Origin of the sequence: Variovorax paradoxus (genome assembly GCF_902712855.1) — a bacterium.
Taxonomy (GTDB): Bacteria; Pseudomonadota; Gammaproteobacteria; order Burkholderiales; family Burkholderiaceae_C; genus Variovorax; species Variovorax paradoxus_Q.
The window spans coordinates 523,990-541,485 of record NZ_LR743508.1 but is presented as its reverse complement, the minus strand read 5'-3'; the positions used below and the strand labels follow the sequence as shown (position 1 = coordinate 541,485).

21 protein-coding genes are annotated in these 17,496 nt (G+C 68.9%); 12 read left to right on the top strand and 9 right to left on the bottom strand.

Features of this window, described 5'->3' with window-relative positions:
• Nucleotides 1-13 precede the first annotated feature (13 nt).
• Entirely contained in the window at nucleotides 14-367 is a 354-nt protein-coding gene (locus AACL56_RS29020) for a helix-turn-helix domain-containing protein (RefSeq protein WP_339093465.1), read from the bottom strand.
• 195 nt (nucleotides 368-562) lie between these two features.
• Here AACL56_RS29020 and AACL56_RS29015 point away from each other — a divergent pair, with 195 nt between their 5' ends.
• The 3 genes from AACL56_RS29015 to lpxO all read left to right on the top strand — a co-directional run bounded on the left by AACL56_RS29015 (nucleotide 563) and on the right by lpxO (nucleotide 3,674).
• Nucleotides 563-1,246 carry a response regulator gene (locus AACL56_RS29015; RefSeq protein WP_339093464.1) on the top strand — a complete coding sequence of 228 codons (684 nt, stop codon included), beginning with the start codon at nucleotides 563-565 and terminating at the stop codon, nucleotides 1,244-1,246.
• A complete protein-coding gene (locus AACL56_RS29010; protein WP_339093463.1) occupies nucleotides 1,246-2,673 on the top strand; it encodes a sensor histidine kinase in 1,428 nt (475 codons plus the stop codon). Before AACL56_RS29015 ends, AACL56_RS29010 begins: the two co-directional genes overlap by 1 nt.
• A 104-nt stretch (nucleotides 2,674-2,777) precedes the next feature.
• The gene (gene lpxO / locus AACL56_RS29005) at nucleotides 2,778-3,674 is read left to right on the top strand and encodes a lipid A hydroxylase LpxO (protein ID WP_339093462.1); all 897 of its coding nucleotides are present in this window, start codon (nucleotides 2,778-2,780) and stop codon (nucleotides 3,672-3,674) included.
• Between the two features lie 78 nt (nucleotides 3,675-3,752).
• On the opposite strand, the gene AACL56_RS29000 is transcribed toward lpxO, so the two are convergent.
• Both AACL56_RS29000 and AACL56_RS28995 read right to left on the bottom strand, forming a co-directional pair.
• On the bottom strand, nucleotides 3,753-4,433 hold the full coding sequence (locus AACL56_RS29000; protein ID WP_339093461.1) for a DMP19 family protein: 681 nt from the start codon (nucleotides 4,431-4,433) through the stop codon (nucleotides 3,753-3,755).
• 47 nt (nucleotides 4,434-4,480) lie between these two features.
• Nucleotides 4,481-5,131 carry a phosphatase PAP2 family protein gene (locus tag AACL56_RS28995; protein WP_339093460.1) on the bottom strand — a complete coding sequence of 217 codons (651 nt, stop codon included), beginning with the start codon at nucleotides 5,129-5,131 and terminating at the stop codon, nucleotides 4,481-4,483.
• Between the two features lie 190 nt (nucleotides 5,132-5,321).
• Between AACL56_RS28995 and AACL56_RS28990 the strand changes: the two genes are divergently transcribed.
• From AACL56_RS28990 to AACL56_RS28980, 3 genes are read left to right on the top strand one after another with little or no spacing between them, the layout of a single operon-like run.
• Nucleotides 5,322-6,008, top strand: coding sequence for a response regulator (locus AACL56_RS28990; protein ID WP_339093459.1), 687 nt, complete (start codon nucleotides 5,322-5,324; stop codon nucleotides 6,006-6,008).
• Nucleotides 6,005-7,372 (top strand): sensor histidine kinase, encoded by a 1,368-nt coding sequence (locus AACL56_RS28985; protein WP_339093458.1) that lies wholly within the window; start codon nucleotides 6,005-6,007, stop codon nucleotides 7,370-7,372. Before AACL56_RS28990 ends, AACL56_RS28985 begins: the two co-directional genes overlap by 4 nt.
• The gene (locus AACL56_RS28980) at nucleotides 7,369-7,638 is read left to right on the top strand and encodes an oxidoreductase-like domain-containing protein (protein ID WP_339093457.1); all 270 of its coding nucleotides are present in this window, start codon (nucleotides 7,369-7,371) and stop codon (nucleotides 7,636-7,638) included. Before AACL56_RS28985 ends, AACL56_RS28980 begins: the two co-directional genes overlap by 4 nt.
• On the opposite strand, the gene AACL56_RS28975 is transcribed toward AACL56_RS28980, so the two are convergent.
• Both AACL56_RS28975 and AACL56_RS28970 read right to left on the bottom strand, forming a co-directional pair.
• Nucleotides 7,554-8,432, bottom strand: a complete 879-nt coding sequence (locus tag AACL56_RS28975) for an IclR family transcriptional regulator (RefSeq protein WP_339093456.1) — start codon at nucleotides 8,430-8,432, stop codon at nucleotides 7,554-7,556. The genes AACL56_RS28980 and AACL56_RS28975 overlap by 85 nt on opposite strands.
• Nucleotides 8,416-9,048, bottom strand: coding sequence for a flavin reductase family protein (locus tag AACL56_RS28970; protein WP_339093455.1), 633 nt, complete (start codon nucleotides 9,046-9,048; stop codon nucleotides 8,416-8,418). Before AACL56_RS28970 ends, AACL56_RS28975 begins: the two co-directional genes overlap by 17 nt.
• Before the next feature lie 204 nt (nucleotides 9,049-9,252).
• Between AACL56_RS28970 and AACL56_RS28965 the strand changes: the two genes are divergently transcribed.
• Genes AACL56_RS28965 through AACL56_RS28940 form a run of 6 tightly spaced genes read left to right on the top strand, consistent with a single transcriptional unit; the run spans nucleotide 9,253 to nucleotide 14,084 of the window.
• Nucleotides 9,253-10,227, top strand: coding sequence for a Bug family tripartite tricarboxylate transporter substrate binding protein (locus AACL56_RS28965; RefSeq protein ID WP_339093454.1), 975 nt, complete (start codon nucleotides 9,253-9,255; stop codon nucleotides 10,225-10,227).
• Nucleotides 10,224-10,655: a RidA family protein gene (locus tag AACL56_RS28960; protein ID WP_339093453.1), complete on the top strand. Its 432-nt coding sequence runs from the start codon at nucleotides 10,224-10,226 to the stop codon at nucleotides 10,653-10,655. Before AACL56_RS28965 ends, AACL56_RS28960 begins: the two co-directional genes overlap by 4 nt.
• Before the next feature lie 33 nt (nucleotides 10,656-10,688).
• Nucleotides 10,689-11,576, top strand: a complete 888-nt coding sequence (locus AACL56_RS28955; RefSeq protein ID WP_339093452.1) for an amidohydrolase family protein — start codon at nucleotides 10,689-10,691, stop codon at nucleotides 11,574-11,576.
• Nucleotides 11,573-12,448 carry a fumarylacetoacetate hydrolase family protein gene (locus AACL56_RS28950; protein WP_339093451.1) on the top strand — a complete coding sequence of 292 codons (876 nt, stop codon included), beginning with the start codon at nucleotides 11,573-11,575 and terminating at the stop codon, nucleotides 12,446-12,448. The genes AACL56_RS28955 and AACL56_RS28950 overlap by 4 nt, the downstream gene beginning before the upstream one ends.
• Nucleotides 12,445-13,257 carry a 2-oxo-hept-4-ene-1,7-dioate hydratase gene (hpaH, locus tag AACL56_RS28945; RefSeq protein WP_339093450.1) on the top strand — a complete coding sequence of 271 codons (813 nt, stop codon included), beginning with the start codon at nucleotides 12,445-12,447 and terminating at the stop codon, nucleotides 13,255-13,257. The genes AACL56_RS28950 and hpaH overlap by 4 nt, the downstream gene beginning before the upstream one ends.
• A 5-nt stretch (nucleotides 13,258-13,262) precedes the next feature.
• Complete coding sequence (locus AACL56_RS28940; RefSeq protein ID WP_339093449.1) at nucleotides 13,263-14,084, top strand: aldolase/citrate lyase family protein; 822 nt, start codon at nucleotides 13,263-13,265, stop codon at nucleotides 14,082-14,084.
• Between the two features lie 17 nt (nucleotides 14,085-14,101).
• Here the strand turns inward: AACL56_RS28940 and AACL56_RS28935 are convergent, their stop codons facing one another.
• The 4 genes from AACL56_RS28935 to AACL56_RS28920 form a co-directional block, all read right to left on the bottom strand.
• Entirely contained in the window at nucleotides 14,102-14,596 is a 495-nt protein-coding gene (locus AACL56_RS28935; protein ID WP_339093448.1) for a nucleoside deaminase, read from the bottom strand.
• A gap of 112 nt (nucleotides 14,597-14,708) precedes the next feature.
• Nucleotides 14,709-15,476 (bottom strand): ABC transporter permease, encoded by a 768-nt coding sequence (locus tag AACL56_RS28930; RefSeq protein WP_339093447.1) that lies wholly within the window; start codon nucleotides 15,474-15,476, stop codon nucleotides 14,709-14,711.
• Nucleotides 15,477-15,485: 9 nt separating this feature from the next.
• Complete coding sequence (locus AACL56_RS28925) at nucleotides 15,486-16,355, bottom strand: ABC transporter ATP-binding protein (protein WP_339093446.1); 870 nt, start codon at nucleotides 16,353-16,355, stop codon at nucleotides 15,486-15,488.
• Nucleotides 16,355-17,386, bottom strand: a complete 1,032-nt coding sequence (locus AACL56_RS28920; protein WP_339093445.1) for an ABC transporter substrate-binding protein — start codon at nucleotides 17,384-17,386, stop codon at nucleotides 16,355-16,357. The genes AACL56_RS28925 and AACL56_RS28920 overlap by 1 nt, the downstream gene beginning before the upstream one ends.
• Nucleotides 17,387-17,496: the final 110 nt, after the last annotated feature.

The following is a 17,496-nucleotide window of genomic DNA, read 5'->3' as shown; positions in this document are numbered from 1 at the left end:
TTGGCAAGCCGCTTCATGCCGCCGCTTCTGCCTGCCTGCGCGCAGTGGCCACGCGCCTGGCATGGCGGTCGCCCCAATCGGCCAGCGGACCGAGTGCCGCATGGAGCGTGGCACCGAGCTTCGTCTGCGAATACTCGACCCGCGGCGGCACTTCATGGAAGACCTCGCGATGCACGATGCCGTCGGCCTCGAGTTCGCGCAGCTGCAGGATCAGCGTCTTCTCGCCGATCTCCGGCAGCAGGCGCCTGAGCTCGCCGAAGCGGCGCGGCTGCGCGTGCAGCTCCCACAGGATCGCGGCCTTCCACTTGCCGCCGATGACGTCGAACGCGGGGCCGATGCCGCGGTTGCAGGGTTTCCTGGATTTCATTTTCCTTCCGGGCAATTCTTCGGTACGGAGCTTCTCGCTGGAACTGCGGCAGTGTCCGGCATGCACCTGAAGAATCCCTGCGGCATTCATGAAGATTTCCTGAATCCGGTGCGCGGCGCTTGTCAGATACTTCGGCCTCACCCGGCCCCGTCCCGCCTCCGCGCGCCGGCGGACGGGCCATTCCCGTGGAGGCCCATGAATCTTTTGCTTGTTGAGGACGATCTTGATCTCGGCAACGGCGTGCGCATCGCGCTGGCCAACCAGGGCATGGACGTGGTGTGGGTGCGCCGGCTCGACGACGCGTTGCGCACGCTCGACGGCGGCACCTTCGACATGGTGCTGCTCGACCTCGGCCTGCCCGACGGCGACGGGCTCGACCTGCTGTTCCGCCTGCGCCGCGACCGGCAGATATTGCCGGTGCTCGTGCTGAGCGCGCGCGACGCGCTCAACGACCGCCTGCGCAGCCTGGACGACGGCGCCGACGACTACCTGGTCAAGCCCTTTGCGCTGGCCGAACTGCTGTCGCGCGTGCGGGCGCTGGCACGCCGCAGCTACGGCTTCAACGACGAGACCATCCGGATGCGCGGGCTGGCATTGCACGAGCCCACGCGCGGCGTGATCGTCGACGGCGAACCGGTCGAACTGTCGCGCTGCGAGTTCGACCTGCTCGCGCTGCTGCTCAAGCGCACCGGCCGCGTGGTCACGCGCCGCGTGATGGAGGAGCAGGTGCTGCCCGGAGGCCAGGCCAACGGCAGCAATTCGCTCGAGGTGCACATCTCCAACCTGCGCCGCAAGATCGGCCAGGGCTACATCCGCACGGTGCGCGGCATCGGCTACGTGATCGACGCGCAGTCGCTGGCGCGGAGCGCGTCCAAGTGATGCTGCAGGGGCTGGCGCAGCGCTGGAAGAACTGGAAACAGCCTTCCCTGATGCGGCGCCTGCTGATGGCGCAGATGGCGGTGGTCGCGCTGCTGTGGACCATGGTCATCGCGCTGCTGCTGTACGACTCGTACGAAGACCCCGAGCTGCTGAAGTACGACAAGATCTTCAACACCGTGCTGGCCATCGCGCAGAACATGTCCGGCCAGCCCGCCGCCCAGCAGCAGACGCTGGCGGCCTTCGATGCCGCACTGCTCGAGACCGTGGGCGACGGCGACGCCGCTTCCGACAGCGCACCGGTGATGCAGGTGTGGCAGGGCGACAGGCTCATCTACCGCTCGACGGCGGCGGTGCCGGTGATCCTCAACACCACGCTGAACCGCATCGAGACGGTGAGGGCGGGCGACCGCGAATGGCGCGCGCGAACGCTGGCCTCGACCACCTCGGACACGCGCGTGATGCTGGCCGAGCCCAGCGTCTGGCGGCTCACGGTGACCGTGATGTACCGGGGCTTCTACCTGCTGCCGCTCGTCATCAGCCTGCCGTTCCTGATCTTTCCGGCATGGCTCTCGGTGCGGGTGGCGCTGCGGCCCTGGCGGCAGGTGAGCAAGGAAACCTCGGAGCGCGGCCCGGCCGATCTGACGCCGCTGTCGTATTCGCCGCCGCACAAGGAGCTGCAGCCGCCGGTGCAGAGCATCAACAGCCTGCTGCAGCGCGTGCGCGACAGCACATCGCGCGAGCGCAGCCTGATCGCCGACGCCGCGCACGAGCTGCGCACGCCGCTGGCGGCCATGCGGGTGAACGTCGAGGCGCTGAAGGAGCAGACCACCGACGAGGGCCAGCGCGAGCTCATGGGCAACCTGCTGCGCAGCAATGACCGCGCGGCGCGGCTCGTGGGCCAGCTGCTGCAGCTGATGCGCAGCGACGCCGTCTCGGGCCACGGCCTGCCCGTGATGCTGGTGCTCGACACGCTGGTGCAGGATCGCCTCGCCATGATCGAGGGCCTGGCGAGCGCCCGCAGCATCGAGCTGGAGCTCGTGTGCGACGACCACGTGCCGGTGCTCGGCGAGCGCGAGAGCCTGATGTCGATGATCGACAACCTCATCAACAACGCCATCAAGTACAGCCCCGAGGGCGCGACCGTGGTCGTGCGCGTGTCCCGCGAGGGCGCGCATGCCGTGCTGCGCGTGACCGACCGCGGCCCGGGCATTCCGGGGGCGCTGCGCGAACGGGTGTTCGACCGCTTCTTCCGCAGCCCGGACCAGAGCCAGAGCGGCAGCGGCCTGGGGCTGGCGATCGTCAAGTCGGTGGTCGACCGCCACGGCGGCGAGGTCGCGCTGGACGAGGCGCCCGGCGGCGGGCTGGTCGCCACGGTGCGGCTGCCGCTGGCCGGGGCCGATGCGCCGCAGCACCTGCCGTTCGGCTGAAAACCCGGCGGTTACACCGTCCAACGTGGTCATGGGGCGCGATCAGGCCCATTCCGGGGCAACGATTTACACTACCCGGTGCCGTTTACAGGACACTTTCGACAATGAAGTGGGTCATTCTTGCCATCTTCGCGCTCAGCGCGCTCTACGTTCATTTCCGCGGCCAGGTGCGGCATCGTTTCTTCAGACAGCTCTCTGATCACTCGACCTTCCTGGCGCCGCTGAACGTCTTCATGTACCTTTTCTCGAAGGTGCCGGGTACGCCGTACCTGTCGCCCGCGCAGTTCCCCGAGATGCGCATCCTCGAGGAGAACTGGGAGGTGATCCGCGAGGAAGCGCTCGCCATGCGCAACGGCGGCAGCATCAAGGCCTCGAGCCAGTTCAACGACGTGGGCTTCAACTCGTTCTTCAAGAGCGGCTGGAAGCGCTTCTACCTGAAGTGGTACGACGAGGCGCACCCCTCGGCCGCCGTGCTGTGCCCGCGCACCACCGAACTGCTCAAGGGCATCGGCACCATCAAGGCCGCGATGTTCGCCGAGCTGCCCCCGGGCAGCCGCCTGGTGCGCCACCGCGACCCCTTCGCCGGTTCGCTGCGCTATCACCTGGGGCTGTGGACGCCTGGCGTCGAGGGCTGCTACATCGACGTGGACGGCCAGCGCTACCACTGGCGCGACGGCGAGGCCGTGGTGTTCGACGAGACCTTCATCCACTACGCCGAGAACACGACCGACCACGACCGCGTGATCCTGTTCTGCGACATCGAGCGTCCGCTGAAGTACCGCTGGGCCAGTGCCGTGAACCGCTGGTTCGCCAAGAACCTGCTGGCCGCGGCGGCGTCGCCCAACGACGCGGGCGACAAGACCGGCGGCATCAACCGCGCATTCAAGTACATCTACCAGATCCGCGTGGTCGGCAAGCGCCTGAAGGCGTGGGACAAGCGGGTCTACTACCTCGTGAAGTGGGCCATCTTCGGCGGCCTTGCGCTCTGGATCTTCTGGTGATCCGGACAGAGCCGCTAGCTTCCATCCTCCGACCGGCCCGGCCCGCCTGAAGCGAATCGCGGGCCGCGTGCTTCGCGCTCAGGGGCGTGCGACCCCTGCAAGCGGCGAGCCGGGCGTCAGCCCGTAGCACGCCAACCCCAACGGTGCCAGCCGGTCGGGGTACTCCCAGAAGGCCTGGTCCAGTTCTTCGAGTTCCTCGCTTTCCGCTTCGGTCAGCAAGCGGTAGATGTCCTGCATGGATTCCAGCCGGGGGTCGTCTTCCAGCCGCTGCAGGATGTCGCGCTGCCGCTGCACGATGGCCAGCGCCTGGTGCGCGCCGATCTTTCGCAGAGCGTCCAGTGCGATCCGGCAGTTGGCTTCACCCCAGTTGCCGAAGAACTGGATGAAGCCGCCGTTGTTCATGTCGGCTTCGAGCCGCCACAGCGCGCACAGGTCCTGCTCGCGCGAAGGCAGGGCGTCGAGCTTCCAGCCGGCTTCCTTGAGCAAGTCCATCGCCGCGTCGTACGACGCCTCCCAGGCCACGTCGTACATGTTGATCAGGCCGGCCTCGCCGGAATTCGCCAGCGCGGGCCAGGCGATGCCGCAGCCCCCGTCGACCAGCACCCATTGCGCGCGCTGCGCGGAGGTCGCCTTTTGCAGCACGCTGTGCAGGCGATAGGGCCGGCTGTGTTCGCTGCCGTTGGAGAGCGTCAACTGCAGGTGGTCCGTGTCCAGCGCGACGCGTTCGATGCGCAGCGCGGCGGCGATGTCGTCGGCCATGATTCGAGAGTGCCTGGTGTTGTTGTGCCTCGCGCTTTGTACCGTATTCAGGCCTCTTTCCACACGAGCCGGCCGCGCGTGTTGCCGGCCCAGCCCACCGCGAACGCGAGCAGCGTGCCGCCGAGCACGTCGAGCAGCACGTGCTGGCGCGTGGCGAGCGTCGAGTAGACGATGCCCAGTGCCCACAGCAGGTTCAGCGCGCGCACCCAGGCGGGCGCGCGGACGCTGCGCAGCTGCCGCGCCAGCACCATCGCCGAGAACACCGCGAAGGCGACGTGCAGCGACGGGAACGCATTGCCTCCTGCGTCGGTCGCCTTGAGGAACTGGAGCGACGGGTACTGCGACCAGTCGACCGCGAACGCCGGCACCGCGGTCGGGAACAGGCAGAACACCAGCAGGCCGACGACGGCCATCAGCGCGGCGTCGCGCGCGCAGGCCAGGAGCTCGGCCTTGTCCTTCGCGAACGCCGGCGCGAGCGAGATGTAGAACCACAGCGAGCCGTAGAGCATCATGGCTTCGTCGTTCACGCCGACCCAGTGGTCCAGCGGCGTGAGCGGCATCACCGTCGGCTCCCGCAGCGGGTTGTGCATCACCCAGAAGTACACGACGAAGAAGCCCGAGATGCCGAGCGTGGTGCCGAACATCTTGACCACCCAGAGCGTCGCGATGCGCTGGCCCAGCGCCATGTACCAGGGCACGGGGCTCGCGGAAGGCAGGAGGGAATGTGTCGCCGGGCGGGAGGTCACCGATGCTGCTTTCGGAGAAAGGAAGCGACCCAGCTTAGGGGCCTGCATTGCGTGAACATTGCGTCTTCCGCAAGGGGCCCTCTCCTAGAATGACCGGCCCCGTTTCACGCATCCGCCCTACTCACATCCGCCACCGCAGCCCATGAGAATCCTGCTCGTCGAAGACGAAGCCGACCTGGCGCAGGCCCTCGCGTCGGCGTTGCGTCAGAACCAGATGGTGGTCGACGTGGCGAGCTCGCTGCGCGAAGCCGAGGAGGCGGCGCTGTCGGCGCAGCACGACGTGATCGTGCTCGACCGCGGCCTGCCCGATGGCGACGGCCTATCGCTCGTGGCATTCCTCCGGCAGAACAGCATCGCCGCCGCGGTGCTGGTGCTCACGGCCATGAGCGATGTGGCCGAACGCGTGCTGAGCCTCGACGGCGGCGCCGACGACTACCTTGCCAAGCCCTTTTCCATGGACGAGCTGATGGCGCGCGTGCGCGCGCTGGCGCGGCGTCCCGCGGTCCGCGCGAACCTCGTCATGACGCTGGGCCTGCTGCGCTTCGACCATCAGATGCGGCAGGCCCACGTGGGCGACGCGAGCATCACGCTGCCGCGCCGAGAGCTGCTGGTGCTCGAGGCGCTGCTCGAGCACCGCGGCCGCACCGTGCTGCGTGAGGCCATGCAGGACCGCGTGTACGGGCACCAGGACGAGATCCAGTCGAACGCGCTCGACACGCACGTCTCGCGCCTGCGCTCCAAGCTCGACAAGGCCGGAGCGCAGGTCGAGATCCATGCCATCCGCGGCGTGGGCTACCTGATCTGCGCGGCACAGCCGCCCGCGCAATGACGCTGAGTTCGCTGCGCTGGCAACTCATCTGGAGCCTGATCCTGCTGCAGGTGGTGGTCGGCTCGCTGGTGCTGGGCGGCTTCATCGGCCTCGCGTGGGTGCTCGGCCGCGTGGTCGACGAGACGGGGCAGGAGACGGTGGCAGTGATCCAGCGTGCGGCGGCGCGCGATGCGGGCGGCAAGCTGGTCATGGAACAGACGGCGGAGCTGAAGCGCCTGGCGGAGGCCGACGCGTCGTTCTGGTTCATCGCGCGCGACCCCGCAGGCAACGAGGTGCGCCACGGCGAGGTGCCGCCGAGGTACGACACGCTGATGAACTCGTTCGACGGCCTCTCGCGCATGTCCATCGAGCCAGCCAACGACAACACGCAGCCCAAGGCCCGGTTCGAGCGCATGGACACCGCGGCGGGGCCGCTCGACGTGATGGCGCGCACCGGTGCCCCGCTCACGATGAAGAACACGCTGAAGGGCACAGGGCTGGTGTTCCTGTTCCTGGTGGCGCCGATGGCGCTGGTGACTTGCCTCGGCGTGATCCTGGCGACGCCGTTCGTGGTGAAGCGCGGCCTGAAGGGCGTGGTGGCCACGGCCGGCCATGCGGAGAGCATCGACGTGCACGAGCGCACCACGCGGTTGCCGCTGGCCAACGTGGCGAGCGAGATCCGGCCGCTGGTGAACGCGGTGAATCGCGCGTTCGACCGCCTCAACGAAGGCTACGACCGGCAGGAACGCTTTCTCGCCGACGCCGCGCACGAGCTGCGCACGCCGATCACCACCCTGCAGATCCACATCGAGGGACTGCCCGGCGACGCGCCCAAGGTGAAGCTGATGCAGGCCTCGGCGCGGCTCGCCACGCTGGCCGAGCAACTGCTCGACCTGCAGCGGCTGGACCGCATCGTGCTGCACGACCATGAGCCCGTCGACCTGAAGGCGCTGTGCGAGCGCGTGGCCGGCGACATCGCGCCACTGGCCATCCTGAACCGCTGCACGCTGTCGGTCGACGCACCGCGGCCCCTGTGGGTGCGCGGCGACGCGCCCTCGCTCGAGCGCGCGCTCACGAACCTGATCCAGAACGCGATCGAGCACGGCGGACAGGGCTGCGACATCGAGGTACGCCTCTGGGAGCCTTCGGGTTTCGAGGTGCTCGACTCGGGACCGGGCATTCCGGAGGCCGATCGCGAACGCGTGGTGGCGCCGTTCCACCGCCTGGTGCCCCGGGGACGCGGCGCGGGGCTCGGCCTGCACCTGGTGGCCGAAGTCGCGCGCCTGCATGGCGGGCAGCTCACGATCGGGTCGAGCGAATCGGGTGGCGCGAAGATGCGGCTGGAACTGAACCTCGAGACCCGAGAATCGGCGCTTCCTTCATGAATCCGATCGAACGGTTGCCCGACCCCACGAACCTTGCCGGCGCGCAGGCGCTGATCGCGCGCGTGCAGGCCTTGCTCGACGCGCACGGTGTCGCGCTGCGCCCGCCGCCGCCAGAGCCCACCACCTGCTGCGGGCGCGGCTGCAACGGCTGCGTATGGGAAGGCTGGCTCGCAGCGGTGAACTACTGGCGCGACGAGGCGTCCCTGCTGCTGGAAGACGACGCGCCCGAAAACGCAACCGAAGTGCGCCGTACCGACTTGCGATGAGCGAGTTCCGCCGCCTGCGCGCCGATCAGCCGCGCTCGCTCACGCATCTGCGCGACCACGGTCTCAAGCCGCGCATCGGGGAGGCGCTCGGTGATGGTGGCGATCGCCAGCCCTGCCACGGTGCGGCCGTCGGCCAGGCACACCGGCACCGCCACCGCGCGTGAGCCGGGCACCACGCCCACCGGCGCATAGGCATAGCCGTCCCGGCTGACGCGCACCGCGCGAGCCAGCAGTTCCGCAGGATCGATGCGCAGGGCTTCCAGCCGCCGCGCGTTGCGCCGCACCACCTCGGCCGCCTCGTCGGGCGGCAACGAGGCGAGCAGCACCAGTCCGCTCACGCCCACCCCCAGTGGCCGCCGCGCGCCGATCTCGATCGACAGCACCTTCACCGGAAAGCTGCCGGCGCGCCGGTCGATGCAGACCGAATCGGTGCCGTTGCGGATGGTGAGGAAGGCCGTGTCGCCCAGGCTTTCGCTCAGGTGCCGAAGATGCGGCTCGGCGATCGCGCGAATGGGAAAGCGGCTCGAGCGCGCCAGCCCCAGCAGCGAGACCTCGCCGCCGACCAGGTAGCGGCGCGTGGCCGGGTCCTGCTCGACCGCGCCTTCCTCCACCAGCACGCGCAGGATGCGGTGCACCGTGGGCCGGTTGAGGCCGGTGTGGTTGACCACGTCGGTCAGCCGCACGCCACGCTCCTGGCCGGTGGCCAGCACGCGCAGCACCGCCAGCGCGCGGCGCACGCTCTGCGCGCCGGCCGTGCCGGAGTCCGTGTCGGCCGATCTATCTGCCGCCGCCATCCATCACCGCCTTGGGCGTCTGCTGCATGCCGCGCAGCGTGACGATCTCGCCCAGCGTGGCGTAGTTCGGGCCGCCGATGCGGCACACGGGGTCGAGGGCGCGCGTGTCGACCTTGCCGTCGTGCATCAGGCCGTCGCGGATGTGAAAGGCCGTGACCTCGCCCACGATGAACTCCGCGCCGGTCTTGCCGAAGGAGATCACGCGCTCCAGCCGGCACTCCATGCTCACCGGTGCGTCCGCCAGGCGCGGCACCCGCACCGTGGTGCAGGGGAGGGTGCCGAGGCCGAGCAGCTCGGTCTCGCTGACGTCGGGCGCGTGCTCCGCGCTGCTCTCGTGGATGGCCACCATCTGCGAGGCGTCGCCGATGTTCACCACGAACTCGCCCAGCGCGTGGATGTTGGCGCCGGTGTCCTTGCGCCGGCCGGCCTTGCGGCCCACGTTCACGCCCAGCATCGGCGGCTTGTTCGACACGAAGGTGAAGCAGGAGAACGGTGCGAGGTTGACCACGCCGGTGTCCGACAGCGTGGTGATCCACGCGATCGGGCGCGGCACGACGATGCCGCTCATCAGGCGGTAGGTGGCTTCGGGCGACAGGTCGCCGGCATCGAGAAACATGAGGGGCCTTCCTTGGTGGCAGAGGCTCGATTGTCCGCAGCGCCTCTGAGACGGCATCTGCGGACTTGTCGAAAACGTCCATCATATGGAACAACTCGGACATATTGCGTTGCAGCATCCAGTCTCGGATTCTTAGAGTGCATGGGTCGCCGGTGCACAGCGCAACACACTTGCGGGGCCGGCATGCAAGCAAGGAGACATCACTTGAAAGAACTCATCGCCACCGTTGCCGTCGCCGCGTGCGCGGCCTTCGCGCCCGTGCTCGCCACGGCACAGTCCGGCTGGCCCGACAAACCCGTGAAGCTGGTGCTGCCCTACCCGCCGGGCGGCAATGTCGACGGCGCCGCGCGCATCATCAGCGAGCAGCTGCAGGCTGAGCTCAAGCAGCCCTTCATCGTCGACAACCGGCCCGGCGCGGGCGGCATGATCGCCGCCGAGTACGTGGCCAAGTCCTCGCCGGACGGCTACACCTTCTTCATGGGCGCGAACGGGCCGATTCTGTTCTCGCCGACCATCTTCAAGCGCAACGCCTACGACTGGAAGAAGGACTTCGCGCCCGTCAGCTCGGTGTCCTTCACGCCGCTGGTGCTGCAGGTGCATCCGTCGACCCCCTACAAGACGGTGGCCGACCTGGTCGCCGAGGGCAAGAAGCCCGGCAACACGCTGACCATGGCCTCGCCCGGCGCGGGCACGCAGAACCACCTGGTGAGCGAATACCTGCAGCGCGAAAGCGGCGCGCACTGGACCACGGTGCACTACAAGGGCAACGCGCCGGCCACCACCGACCTGCTGGGCGGCCAGGTGCAGTTCAACTTCGACCAGATCTCCGTGGCCGGTCCGTTCATCCAGCAGGGCCGCACGCGCGCGCTCGCCGTCACCTCGCCCAAGCGGCTGCCGCAGCTGCCCGACGTGCCGACGCTGAAAGAAGCCGGCTTCAAGGACTTCAGCACCGAGACCTTCACCGGCGTCCTCGCACCGCACGGCACGCCGAAGGAGATCGTCGCGCGGCTGTCGACTGCGCTGCAGAAGATCCTGGCCGACAAGGCGGTGCAGGCCCGCTTCCAGACGCTGGGCTCCGAGGCCCGCGGCAGCTCGCCCGAGCAGTTCGCGCGCTTCCTCACGCAGGAAGACGCGCGCTGGATGCCCGTCATCAAGCAATCCAACATCTCCGCCGAATGAGCACGCCCACCGCACCCATGGCCGTTCTCGGGCGCGCCGCGCCGGCCGCGCGCACCAGCGTGTACGTCGACGGCTTCGGCCACAAGAACCCGATTCCCGCGGCCTGCCGCGTGGGGCCGCTGCTGGAGAGCGGCAGCATCCAGGGCAACGACCCTGCCACCGGCAAGCCCGCCGAGACCATCGAGGCGCAGTGCCGCTTCATGCTCGACAACGTGCGGCGCATCGTCGAGGCCGCCGGCGGCAGCACGCAGGACATCGTGAAGCTCACCGTGTGGATGAAGGACCGCAGCCAGCGGCCCGCGCTCAACGCACCCTGGCTCGAGATGTTCCCCGACGCCGCCTCGCGGCCCGCGCGCCACGCCATCGTCGCGCCCGAGCTCGACATGGGCAAGCTCATCGAGTGCAGCTTCACCGCCTGGATCGCCTGAGCCGCGTCCCCTGTTCCTTCCGACCGGAAACCCATGCCCGACTACCTTCCCTTCGACCCTCATCCGCGCGCGCCCGTGCCGCTGCCGCCGCCGCTGGCCTGCGACAGCCAGTTCCACGTGTTCGGCCCGCGCGAGCAATACCCGGTGCGGCCCAACGCCGCCTATGAAATGCCCACCGCCACCTGGCAGGTGGCCCAGCGGCTGCACGCCACGCTCGGCATCGGCCGCGGCGTGATCGTGCAGGCCACCACCTACGGCGCCGACCACACGGTGGTGCTCGATGCGCTCGAAGGCCTCAACGCCGGCGGCCCGCGCCGCTACATGGCCTGCGCCAACGCCGCCGTGCTGACCGAGCGCGACGACGCCTACCTCCACAAGCTGCACGACGCCGGCGTGCGCGGCGCGCGCTTCACCCGCGGCGGCCTCGGCATCAGCCTGAGCGCGGCCGAGCAGGCGCGCGCCTTCGCCCGTGTCAAGGAACTCGGCTGGTACGTCAAGGTGCAGCCCGAGCCCGACGGCATCGCGGCGCAGCTCGCGACCTTCGAGGCGCTCGACGTGCCGGTGCTGCTCGACCACATGGGCCGCGCCGATCCGTCGCGCGGCGATGCCGACCCGAGCCTCGCGCGGATGCTCGAGCTGTTCGAGCGCGGCAACTTCTGGGTGATGCTGTCGCTGTCCGAGAAGATCTCGAAGACCGGCGCACCCTGGGACGACGTGGTGCCGCTGGCCCGCCGCCTGATCGAGGCCGCGCCTGAGCGCTGCGTCTGGGGCAGCGACTGGCCGCACCCCGTGTCGGTGAAGCAGCCGCCCAACGAGGGCGCGCTGCTCGAGCTGCTCTACCGCTTCACGCCCGACGCCGCCACGCGGCAGAAGGTTCTTGTCGACAACCCCGCCCGCTTCTTCGGATTCGAGACCGCATGAAACTCATCAGCTACCTGCATGGCGGCTCCTCGCACTGGGGCTGCGTGGTCGGCGACGGCGTGGTCAACCTGAGCCGGCGCCTGCCGGCCTTCGCATCGGTGTCCGCGCTGCTGGCCGGCGGCGAGGCCGCACTGGCCCAGGCCCGCGCCGCCGCCGAGGGTGCGGCGCCCGACCACGCGCTGGCCGACGTCCGCTTCGAGCTGCCCATCGCGCAGCCGCGCCGCGTGTTCTGCATCGGCGTGAACTACGCGCACCGCAACGCCGAGTACAAGGACGGCAGCGACCTGCCGAAGTACCCGAGCATCTTCATGCGTGTGGCGGAGTCCTTCGTGGGCCACGGCGAGGCGCTGCAGCAGCCGCTCGAATCGACGCAGCTCGACTACGAGGGCGAGATCGCCATCGTCATCGGCCGCCGCGCGCGCCGCGTGAACGGCGACGAGGCGCTGGCCTGCATCGCCGGCCTGACCTGCATGAACGAGGGCACCATCCGCGACTGGGTGCACCACGCCAAGTTCAACGTGACGCAGGGCAAGAACTTCAACGCCTCCGGCGCCATCGGTCCGTGGATCGTCACCGCCGACGAGTTCCCGCAGGGCTTCGGCGCGCTGCGCGTGCAGACGCGCGTGAACGGCGAGCCGCGCCAGGACGACACCACCGCGAACCTGATGTTCGACTTCGCCTACCTGGTGCACTACCTGTCGACCTTCACCACGCTGGAGCCCGGCGACATCATCGCCACCGGCACGCCGACCGGCGCCGGCATCCGCTTCGATCCGCCGAGATTCCTGAAGCCGGGCGACGTGGTCGAGGTGGAAGTGAGCGGCGTGGGCGTGCTGCGCAACGTGGTGCGCGCAGAGGAATCGGTGCCATGAGCCTGGACGCCACCACCCTGTCGCAGGCCGCCGAACGGCTCGAGCAGGCGCAACTCACGCGCGTGGCATGCCGCCAGTTCTCGCTCGAGCATCCGGGCATGACCATCGACGACGCCTACGCCATCCAGCACGCCTGGATGCAGCTCAAGCTGCGCAACGGCCGCACGCTCAAGGGCCACAAGATCGGCCTCACGTCCAAGGCGATGCAGCGCGCGGTGAACATCGCAGAGCCCGACTACGGTGCGCTGCTTGACGACATGTTCTACCGCGACGGCGCGGTGATCCCGACGGAGCGCTTCCTTCAGCTGAAGATCGAGGCCGAGCTGGCCTTCGTGCTGGCGCGTCCGCTGTCGGGCCCCGACTGCACGCTGTTCGACGTGCTCGACGCCACGGCCTACGTGACGCCTGCGCTGGAGATCCTCGACGCGCGCATCCAGCGCATCGACCCAGAGACCGGCCGCACGCGCAACGTGTTCGACACCATCTCCGACAACGCAGCCAACGCCGCGCTGGTGCTGGGCGGGCGGCCGTTCAGGCCCGCGCTGGTCGATGCGGACATGCGCCGCATCGGGGCCATCGTGAGCCGCAACGGCGAGGTCGAGGAAACCGGCCTGGCCGCCGGCGTGCTCAACCATCCGGGCTACGGCGTGGCGTGGCTGGCGAACCGGCTGCATCGCTTCGGCGTGACGCTGGAGGCTGGGCAGGTGATTCTCGCGGGCTCGTTCATCCGGCCGATCGAGGTCGTCAAGGGCGACACCGTGGTGGCCGACTACGGCGAGTTCGGCACCGTGTCGTGCCACTTCGGGTGAACGCCATGCCGGTGCTGCCCAATCACTTCAAGCGCGCGCTCGCGGCGGGCGTGCCGCAGATCGGGCTGTGGTCGACGCTGCCCGACCCGTACGTGTCGGAGATCGTCGCCGGCGCGGGCTTCGACTGGGTGCTGCTCGACACCGAGCACACGCCCACCGACGTGCCGCACATGCTGCACCAGCTGCAGGCGGTGAGCGCCGCGGTGCCGGCCGATGCCGCGCGGCGCACCTCGGCGGTGGTGCGGCCCGACTGGAACGACACCGTGCTCATCAAGCGCTACCTCGACATCGGCGCGCAGAGCTTGCTGCTGCCCTTCGTGCAGGACGCGGAACAGGCGCAGGCGGCGGTGCGTGCGACGCGCTACGCCCCGGCCGGCGTGCGCGGCATGGGAGGCTCGATGCGGGCGTCGAACTTCGGGCGCATCGGCGACTACGTGAAGCGTGCGCAGGACGAGCTGTGCCTGCTGGTGCAGGTGGAAACCGGCGAGGCGCTCGAGCAGCTCGACGCGATCCTCTCGGTCGAGGGCATCGACGGCGTCTTCATCGGGCCGGCCGACCTGTCCGCGAGCCTGGGCCATCCGGGCGACCCCGGCCACCCGACCGTGAAGCGCGCCATCGACGATGCGATCCGCCGCATCCGTGGCAGGCACAAGGCGCCCGGCATCCTGATGCTCGACGACGCGCGTGCGCGCGAATGCCTGGACCTGGGTGCGCTCTTCGTGGCGGTGGCGATGGACCTGCAGATCCTGGCGCGCGGCGCCGAGGCGGCGGCGTCACGTTTCCGCGACGGTGCGCAAACCACGCGCGCCGTGCGACCGGCGTACTGACCCCAGGTGGCGGGCGCCTACCCGCCCTGGTGGTTCCCGCGCGACTCCCAGAAGCCGCGGTGCGTGGCGATCATCTCTTCGGCCACCTCGGGCACCGGGCCGATCACCTCGACCTTCTTCTGCCCGCGCGCGAAGACCTCGCGGCACGGCAGGCTCAGCGTCGGGTTTTCCGGGTGGCTGCCGGTGAGCGCGAGCAGCGCTGACTCTTCGGCACCGTAGACGATGCGCCCGATGTTCGCCCAGTAGCTCGTTCCCGCACACATTGCGCAAGGCTCGAAGGTGGTCGCCAGCGTGCATTGCCAGAGGTATTCGGGCGGCCAGTTCTGCGCGGCGTGGCGCGCGAGCGTGGCCTCGGCGTGCTGCACCGTGTCGATGTTGCCCTGCTCGGCGAGGATGGTCTCCCCGTCGGGCGCCACCAGCACCGCGCCGAAGGGGTGGCGGCCCATCGCCATCGCGCGCCGCGCCACGTCGTTCGCACGGCGCAGCGCCTTGATCGCCTGCTCCGGCGTCATGGCCGGGCGCCTGTTCGTGGAACACCGCGGAACCGGCTCTGCCGGGCCGCAGGTGTCGCCCCCTGCAAGGGGGAAGGAGGAGCGACACGCAGTGCACGAAGCCCGAGCGTGTTCATGCCTGCGATCCCCGGTGCGCCCAGCCCGTGGTGTGCTTCTCGATCACGCTGAAGAGTTCGTACATCAGCATGGCCATCGCACCCACCACCATCAGTCCGGCGAAGGCCAGGCCCATCTGCATGGCCGAGCCGGCCGAGATCAGCAGGTAGCCGATGCCTTCGTTGGCTGCCGTCATCTCGCTCACCGTGGTGCCCACGAAGGCCAGCGTGATGGCGACCTTGAGCGAGCCGAAGAAGTACGGCATGGAGCGCGGCAGGCCGATCTTCACGAGCACGTCCCAGCGCTTGGCGCCGAGCACGCGAAGCACGTCTTCCAGCTCGGGCTCGAGCGTGGCGAGGCCCGTCGCGATGTTGACCATGATCGGGAAGAAGCTGATGAGGAAGGCGGTGAGGATCGCCGGCCCGATGCCGATGCCGAACCACACCACCAGGATCGGCACGAAGGCCGCCTTGGGCAGCGCGTTGAAGGCCGTCATCAGCGGATAGATGGCGGCGTACGCGAGCCGCGAGCTGCCGATGACGAAGCCCAGCAGCACGCCCACCACGATCGCCAGGCCGAAGCCCGCCATCGTGACCCAGAAGGTGCGCCACGCATGGCCCGCGATGATCTCCTTGTATTCCCAGAACTGGGTCCAGATACGCAGGGGGCTCGGAAAGATGAAATCGGAGACGCCGAAGCCCGCGCAGATCACCTGCCACAGCAGGATCACCGCCACGAGCAGCAGCCAGGGCGACCAGCGTTCGAGTTGCTTGCTGTTCTTCATGGCCGCTCCTCAGTGCGCCACCGCGGCGGGACCCGTCGCGCCGGCGGCGTTGCCGCGAATCGCGCCGATGTGGCCGCGCAGTTCCAGCACGATGTCGGTGAACTCCTTCGTGTAGGTGAGTTCCAGCTCGCGCGGACGCGGCAGCTCGATGTCGCGCTTCACCACGAAGCGGCCCGGGCTCTTGCTCATCACGTATACCGTGTCGGCCAGGAACACCGACTCGCGCAGGTCGTGCGTCACCAGGATCACGTTGAACTGCTGCTCGGTCCACAGGTCGCGCAGGATGCACCACAGTTCCTCGCGCGTGAAGGCATCGAGCGCGCCGAAGGGCTCGTCGAGCAGCAGCATCTTGGGTTCATGGATGAGCGCGCGGCAGATGCTCGCGCGCTGCTGCATGCCGCCCGAGAGCTGCCACGGGAACTTGTCCTCGTAGCCGCCCAGGCCAACCTTCTGCAGCAGGCGCCGTGCGCGCTCTTCGTACTCCTTGCGCCTGGCCTTGAAGTTCGAGCGGTAGGGCTCGACGATCTCCAGCGGCAGCAGCACGTTGTCGACGGTGGTGCGCCACGGCAGCAGCGAAGGCGCCTGGAAGGCCATGCCCGAGATCTTCAGCGGCCCGGTCACGGGCTGGCCGTCGATGCGGATCCGGCCCATCGACGGCATCCTGAGCCCGGTCGTGAGCTTCATGAAGGTCGACTTGCCGCAGCCCGAAGGGCCGACGATGGCGATGAATTCGCCGCGTTTCACCTTCAGGTCGATGGCCTCGACCGCGAAGTGGTTCGCGCGCAGCAGTTCCTCGTTGTAGGCGAGCCAGACGTCCTGGAAGTCGACGAACGCAGCGGCCGGGTCGGGCGCGCCGGACGCACCGGGTGCGAGCGCCATCACTTCTTCAGGATGTTGAGTTCCGCAGCCGGCGGCAGCATGGCCGCGGTCCACACCGCGTCGGGGCTCACGCGCGTCTTGGTGTTGAACGCGTCCGACACCTGCGATGCCATCAGCGACATGCGGCCCGCATTGACCGCGCCGAAGCCGTCGGCACGGGCGTCGGCGCTGTTGATCACGGTGTCGATGGCCAGCTGCAGGCGGCGCGTCTCGAGTTTGCTGTCGATGATGCCGTCGCGCGCCTTGACCGACTCGATGGCCACGGCCGGATTGGCAATGACCTCCTTCGCGCCCCTGGCGAAGGCAGAGAGGAATTTCTTCACCACCTCAGGGCGCTCCTTGATGAGCTTGGGCGAGGCGATGATGACGTTGCCGTACAGCTTCACGCCGTAGTCGGGGTACGGCAGGATCACCACGTCGGCCGCCTTGGCGCCGCGCGCCTCGAGGTTGAGCAGCGAGGTGAAGGTGAAGCCGGTGATGGCGTCGATGTCGCCGCGCACCAGCATGGTTTCGCGCAGCGTCGGATCCATGGCCGTCCAGTTGACGGCGCCCACGTTATTGGCCTTGGCGAAGATCGGGAACGCGCGGCGGCCTGCGTCGAACACCGGCGCGCCGAGCTTCTTGCCCGCGAGGTCGGCGGGCTTGGTGATGCCGCTCTTCTTCAGCGCCATGACCGAGGCCGGCGTGTTGTTGTAGACCATCATCACCGCGACCGGCTTGTTCGGGCTGTCCGGGTTGTTGGCGTGGAATTCCATCAGCGCCGCGAGGTCGGCGAAGCCCATGTCGTAGGCGCCCGAGGCCACGCGCGTGACCGTGCCGCCCGAGCCGTTGCCCGCATCGATGGTCACATCGAGTCCGGCCGCCTTGAAGTAGCCCTTGGCTGCCGGGTGCAGGAACAACGCCGCGGGTCCCTCGAAGCGCCAGTCGAGCTGGAACTTGATCGGCGTCGTGGCCTGGGCAAAGGCCGGGGACAGGCCGAAGCTGAGGGCCGAGGCGGCGAGGAAGGACTGGAGCAGTTGGCGCTTGTTCATTCAGGTCGGTCCGTGAAAGATGAATGCAGGAAAGTTGCCCGGCATTCAAGCAAAAACGGTGCCCGCACGTGATTGGTGCGAACCCTTCCCGTGCTCCGAAGCGGTGCAGT

Coding starts and splice junctions, on each gene's coding strand:
- AACL56_RS29020 (WP_339093465.1), bottom strand. CDS start 367: ATGAAATCCAGGAAACCCTGCAACCGCGGCATCGGCCCCGCGTTCGAC.
- AACL56_RS29015 (WP_339093464.1), top strand. CDS start 563: ATGAATCTTTTGCTTGTTGAGGACGATCTTGATCTCGGCAACGGCGTG.
- AACL56_RS29010 (WP_339093463.1), top strand. CDS start 1,246: ATGCTGCAGGGGCTGGCGCAGCGCTGGAAGAACTGGAAACAGCCTTCC.
- lpxO (WP_339093462.1), top strand. CDS start 2,778: ATGAAGTGGGTCATTCTTGCCATCTTCGCGCTCAGCGCGCTCTACGTT.
- AACL56_RS29000 (WP_339093461.1), bottom strand. CDS start 4,433: ATGGCCGACGACATCGCCGCCGCGCTGCGCATCGAACGCGTCGCGCTG.
- AACL56_RS28990 (WP_339093459.1), top strand. CDS start 5,322: ATGAGAATCCTGCTCGTCGAAGACGAAGCCGACCTGGCGCAGGCCCTC.
- AACL56_RS28985 (WP_339093458.1), top strand. CDS start 6,005: ATGACGCTGAGTTCGCTGCGCTGGCAACTCATCTGGAGCCTGATCCTG.
- AACL56_RS28980 (WP_339093457.1), top strand. CDS start 7,369: ATGAATCCGATCGAACGGTTGCCCGACCCCACGAACCTTGCCGGCGCG.
- AACL56_RS28975 (WP_339093456.1), bottom strand. CDS start 8,432: ATGGCGGCGGCAGATAGATCGGCCGACACGGACTCCGGCACGGCCGGC.
- AACL56_RS28970 (WP_339093455.1), bottom strand. CDS start 9,048: ATGTTTCTCGATGCCGGCGACCTGTCGCCCGAAGCCACCTACCGCCTG.
- AACL56_RS28960 (WP_339093453.1), top strand. CDS start 10,224: ATGAGCACGCCCACCGCACCCATGGCCGTTCTCGGGCGCGCCGCGCCG.
- AACL56_RS28955 (WP_339093452.1), top strand. CDS start 10,689: ATGCCCGACTACCTTCCCTTCGACCCTCATCCGCGCGCGCCCGTGCCG.
- AACL56_RS28950 (WP_339093451.1), top strand. CDS start 11,573: ATGAAACTCATCAGCTACCTGCATGGCGGCTCCTCGCACTGGGGCTGC.
- hpaH (WP_339093450.1), top strand. CDS start 12,445: ATGAGCCTGGACGCCACCACCCTGTCGCAGGCCGCCGAACGGCTCGAG.
- AACL56_RS28940 (WP_339093449.1), top strand. CDS start 13,263: ATGCCGGTGCTGCCCAATCACTTCAAGCGCGCGCTCGCGGCGGGCGTG.
- AACL56_RS28935 (WP_339093448.1), bottom strand. CDS start 14,596: ATGACGCCGGAGCAGGCGATCAAGGCGCTGCGCCGTGCGAACGACGTG.
- AACL56_RS28930 (WP_339093447.1), bottom strand. CDS start 15,476: ATGAAGAACAGCAAGCAACTCGAACGCTGGTCGCCCTGGCTGCTGCTC.
- AACL56_RS28925 (WP_339093446.1), bottom strand. CDS start 16,355: ATGGCGCTCGCACCCGGTGCGTCCGGCGCGCCCGACCCGGCCGCTGCG.
- AACL56_RS28920 (WP_339093445.1), bottom strand. CDS start 17,386: ATGAACAAGCGCCAACTGCTCCAGTCCTTCCTCGCCGCCTCGGCCCTC.